The following is a 4,201-nucleotide window of genomic DNA, read 5'->3' on the forward strand; positions in this document are numbered from 1 at the left end:
AACAGAGAACTGCAGCGCTTCAATCATATCGTTAAGGCGATAAGACAGCTGTTTTAGCCATCTGCGTTGTGAAAACACCGGCATTGGACAGAATGTCCATGCCAGAGTGCAACACGAATGCCGCTTGCTTTAATTTATAAGAGGCATGACCGAACAAGACCAATTCGGTACGCACACCATCGTGTTCCTTGATATCATTTAATACAGGGGTGAAGCCGGCATCACAGCTGATTAAAACAATGGTTGAACCTGCTCTTGCTTGCCTAAAAATATCTGTAATCATGATTTCATTGTGAATTGTTGCTGGCGTGTCTATAAATTCAACCAGATTCTTTTGCCACTCCCAACGTTGCTCGCTGAGCTTCCAGTGCCTAAGGTTGCCATAAATAGCCACCTTTACTGGTGCCGGGAACTTAGCCACTAAAGCCAGAATGACATCATGTAGCTTAGCCAGCGTCGCGTCCAAAACATCGGGGCGAAGTTGGCTTAAAACATTATCTAAATCAACGTAAATCTGTGTTGCGAACAACGCTTTTGTTTCTGCTGGTTGCGGTTCAGGGTTTAGCATTTCAGCCAAAAATTCATTACTAATCATCGGCCCCAGCATGTCCGTTTTAGCAGTTGTGGCTGTTGCAGAGGTAAAGGGTAACGCTTTTAGTAAAGATGAGATAAAGTTCAGCATATTCATATCCTCGATTACAGTGTGTATGGCAGTGCTCTGCCTTCACCTTAAGAAAGAACGAGAAAGAGTAAAAATAACGATAGGGCATAAAAAAATGTAAAACGCCCCAATAATGGGGCGCTAGGCAGGGAGTGCGATTGGGTTTTATCTAACCATCTTTGTGGGTCCCCGAAGAACCCAGCTGCTCGATAACGGCTAAAATTTCTGCCGGTGTTCTACCCGCTTGATGGGATTGTGCCGTTGGCGTAATCTCCCTATTGACGGGAGTGTGCGCGGGTTGGGGAAATTGGCTAATCGCGTGCGTCAATGTCGACTGTTGCGCTACAGCGGTTTCACGCTGTTGATTAGACATCTCTATTAAAGTGTAGCCGCCATAAATCACCCCTACGGCGGCACAATATGGCAAAATACTACAAAGGTTGGCGAAGATATTAGCTGTACCAGATTTCTGTATTTTCATGATGGCATTCCTTAAGCAGTGGGTATCAACGACATAAAGCCTGTGGCCTCTGAAAAATAACCAAGAAAATTATTTTTTTATGTTTTAAAGCCGCACAGTTAAAACCATGCGACCTCCGGTGTGGTTAATGAGGGTTTAGCGGTCTAACTCGACGATTCTTTCGCTTAGCTTTGACAGGACCTCGAATTTCCCACCGATATCCATGACAGGCGGTAAAACAATCTCTGACGGCGCTGAATTACTTAATTTCGAGACGTCGGGCAAAGTAAGCCGTGGGAACCCCTCCAGCGGCTGACCCGATATTGCCGTAAGCGCACTATTACTTAATATGCCATAGCGGATATAACTGTCTGCAGTTCGCTGCATTGAGGTGCGCTCCCTGGTTACCGATAGCGCATTGCGCGCAAGCACCTGCACATCGACTTCCATAGCCTGCTTGCTGCTGCTGAGTGTGCTCAAATGGTAATCAACCATTTCTACATCAAGCACCGAGAACTGCAGCGCTTCAATCATATCGTCTAACCTAATTGACAGCTCATCCAGTGCGATTTTAGATTCTAGCGGCAGCGTTGAAACATCCACATTCGCTTGCCCGCCCGTCGCATCCATGTAAATGGTTCGCATCTCATTGGCTTCGGCGATGATACCTTCCTTTACTCGGCGCACAATCGCCGCACGCTCACCGACAAGGACGCCAGGTAGCTTCTCCATATCTCCATGCAAAAGTGTCATCGCTTTTGTTTTAAGGCGACTAAAGCCAGCTTCAACAACTGCCAGTTCTTGAGCCACTCGCTGCAGCTCTAACACCTTACACTTATCGTTGTCACAACTGGTCATAGTGCGCTCATATTCGCTTTTTAAGGTGGCATGCGCCATTCCCAATTCCTCGCTCAGCTGCTTTATCTCATGCATTTCATTGACAATGGCGGCTCTTAGGTTTTCGATAGCCGGCAAACTCTGCCCCGGTTGCTGCGTTTCGATAACCTGTACCGGTAAAGCCGTATTTGCCATTGCTGTAAGGGGCTGAAGTGAAGCGCCAAAAAGCGCTAAAAATAAGATGGTGGTGTTAAATTTACGCATAGTGTCGCTCCTTAGGGAAATGAACCGGTTGCTCCGGCTTACTTCAGGAGAGTCATCTAGTTGTAGGAAATAACAAACTTAGTTAAAAATTTAAAGAAAAACGCCCATCTCAGACTTAAGCTTGAGAAACCAAGTTTCCTTGTATTCTTCCTCAGTGAAAATCCGGTCTTTATTTTTTATCCTTGGATGCCGGCAAGATTTGCAGTAAAGAGCCCTTTCTTCAATGAACTTAGTTTCCCATTGCGCACCACGGTCGGCAAAATTCTGGATAATTTCTTTGAAGTGTTTTGTCGCATCCTCTTTCAAACCAAGAATCAATGTGCCAGAGCCTTTGGCTGGCTCTAGGCTGGTAGTGTCAGCCTCTAATATAATAATTTTATTAGCTTTTATCTCAAAAGTTGCAATAAAAAACCGTAAGCACTTGCCATCCTTTGTTTTTAGAATAGCCTTATTACCATTCGTTGGCACTGGAAATTCACCACATTTTACTGACTCAAGCTTGATACCGCTAAGGTTACCGAGATCCTTTACAACCTTTTCAAACATCAGGAATTTGTGCGGTAACTCGGCAGCTTCCTTAAAGTCATCGTTATTCTGATTCAGCGTTGGATCGAACTCTTGAGCGTTCCCCTCTTTTGCTGGTGGGCCAACACCTGCTTTTTCTGACTTAGATTGCGTTCCATTTGAAAGCTTTTGTTTACCTGCTTTGGGTTGCCCTTCAGCCAGAAAAACGCCATCTATACCAGAGATATTGAATGAAAAATGACTTGTTCTATCTATATGACGTCTTTTACCAAAACCAGGAACTTCACCGAGATCTAATTCAGGAGCGATATCAACAGGTGGAGCCTTACCGGGTTTTCTCTGAACATGTGAACCTTCAGATTCATCAATGAATTTCTTTTTTGGGTGAATAATTTCAACACCATAAAATTTTTCCGTGGCAGGAGCATGAAGAATACTCTCGATTCGCTTAACCTCGGACACTGAGCTGCTTTCATCCTTAACAATTGCAAGCTTTAGCCTCCAGCCTTTCAAACTCGGTGGGCTAAAATTGAAACTTACAGACTCGGGATTTTCTCTGAAAAATTGATAAATTGAAAAAAAACTCTTTCTGGCTTCTGGATCTAAAATTAACCAAGCAAAATGTGTTCGCGCCTTTTTTAAAGTTAAGTTACTGACAGGATAAGAAGTAGACTTGGGGAAGATAATTTTTACTGGCGATACTGTTTCATCTGAGATGGCCAATTCAGTCAAACCATTTGCAGAATAGGCAGCCTTGGTTAGATGACGATTATGAAAAAATAATGCACGCGCTAACTCGAATGCAGGGATCTTAACCGCTCCTTGATCAGTTTCGAAAAGATATCTGTAATGAGGCAGGCTAGTATCAACGGATAGCTGTTTTATAAAACTAACGTTTTTAATCTCATATTCATTTTTCACAGAGCGTTTTGTATTGTCGAATTGGTAGCCTATGGCCATATCACTTGCCATCTCAATTGGCAGCGAATTATGGGTACCATCTTCCCATTCAACTCCAATGAAAACCTGCTTATTTTTAAAGAAATACTTATGAGGGAAAACGCCGCGTATGTTCTTTACTGCCAGATTTTTCGGCAGCCAACGAATTGCGGGAAAATACTTTAAGATCCAATTGGAGAATGACTTTGACAGCCTCTCGGCTGCGGTTTGTGCTAAGTCCTGCAATACGCTCAATTTCATAAGCCCGTGGGATAGCCTTTCTGTTTTTTACACAGTTAACCATAATAGCCAGAACTCTTCGGATTTGGTACTCATCTATCGATTCTGTGTATTTAACAAAAAAGCTCTTACAAAGCGGCAACTTATCTAAATGACTTACCACACCCCAAGAGACGTTTGCCTTGGCGATAAACCACGTTTGCGTCATTCTGGGCAGTCTTAAATCATCATAACTTTGATTACGAATACGTATTAGCTGTTTAACTAACTCAAGT

5 protein-coding genes are annotated in these 4,201 nt (G+C 43.4%); all 5 read right to left on the bottom strand.

Annotated elements, in window-relative coordinates:
- Positions 1-31: 31 nt before the first annotated feature.
- On the bottom strand, positions 32-682 hold the full coding sequence (locus LSG37_RS20780) for an NYN domain-containing protein (RefSeq protein ID WP_233081924.1): 651 nt from the start codon (positions 680-682) through the stop codon (positions 32-34).
- Between the two features lie 148 nt (positions 683-830).
- Positions 831-1,142 carry a hypothetical protein gene (locus LSG37_RS20785; protein ID WP_233081925.1) on the bottom strand — a complete coding sequence of 104 codons (312 nt, stop codon included), beginning with the start codon at positions 1,140-1,142 and terminating at the stop codon, positions 831-833.
- Between the two features lie 135 nt (positions 1,143-1,277).
- Positions 1,278-2,222: a hypothetical protein gene (locus LSG37_RS20790; protein WP_233081926.1), complete on the bottom strand. Its 945-nt coding sequence runs from the start codon at positions 2,220-2,222 to the stop codon at positions 1,278-1,280.
- Positions 2,223-2,312: 90 nt separating this feature from the next.
- Positions 2,313-3,707: a Tn7-like element transposition protein TnsE gene (locus tag LSG37_RS20795; RefSeq protein WP_233081927.1), complete on the bottom strand. Its 1,395-nt coding sequence runs from the start codon at positions 3,705-3,707 to the stop codon at positions 2,313-2,315.
- Positions 3,708-3,795: 88 nt separating this feature from the next.
- The coding region (locus LSG37_RS20800; protein WP_436286430.1) for a hypothetical protein at positions 3,796-4,201 on the bottom strand (406 nt) is incomplete at its 5' end.

It is taken from the genome of Rheinheimera soli (genome assembly GCF_021290985.1).
In the GTDB taxonomy this organism is placed as follows: domain Bacteria; phylum Pseudomonadota; class Gammaproteobacteria; order Enterobacterales; family Alteromonadaceae; genus Pararheinheimera; species Pararheinheimera soli.

What these genes read in the sequence shown, in the direction of transcription:
- LSG37_RS20795 (WP_233081927.1), bottom strand. Translation starts at nt 3,707, where the DNA reads ATGGCCATAGGCTACCAATTCGACAATACAAAACGCTCTGTGAAAAAT.
- LSG37_RS20785 (WP_233081925.1), bottom strand. Translation starts at nt 1,142, where the DNA reads ATGAAAATACAGAAATCTGGTACAGCTAATATCTTCGCCAACCTTTGT.
- LSG37_RS20790 (WP_233081926.1), bottom strand. Translation starts at nt 2,222, where the DNA reads ATGCGTAAATTTAACACCACCATCTTATTTTTAGCGCTTTTTGGCGCT.
- LSG37_RS20780 (WP_233081924.1), bottom strand. Translation starts at nt 682, where the DNA reads ATGCTGAACTTTATCTCATCTTTACTAAAAGCGTTACCCTTTACCTCT.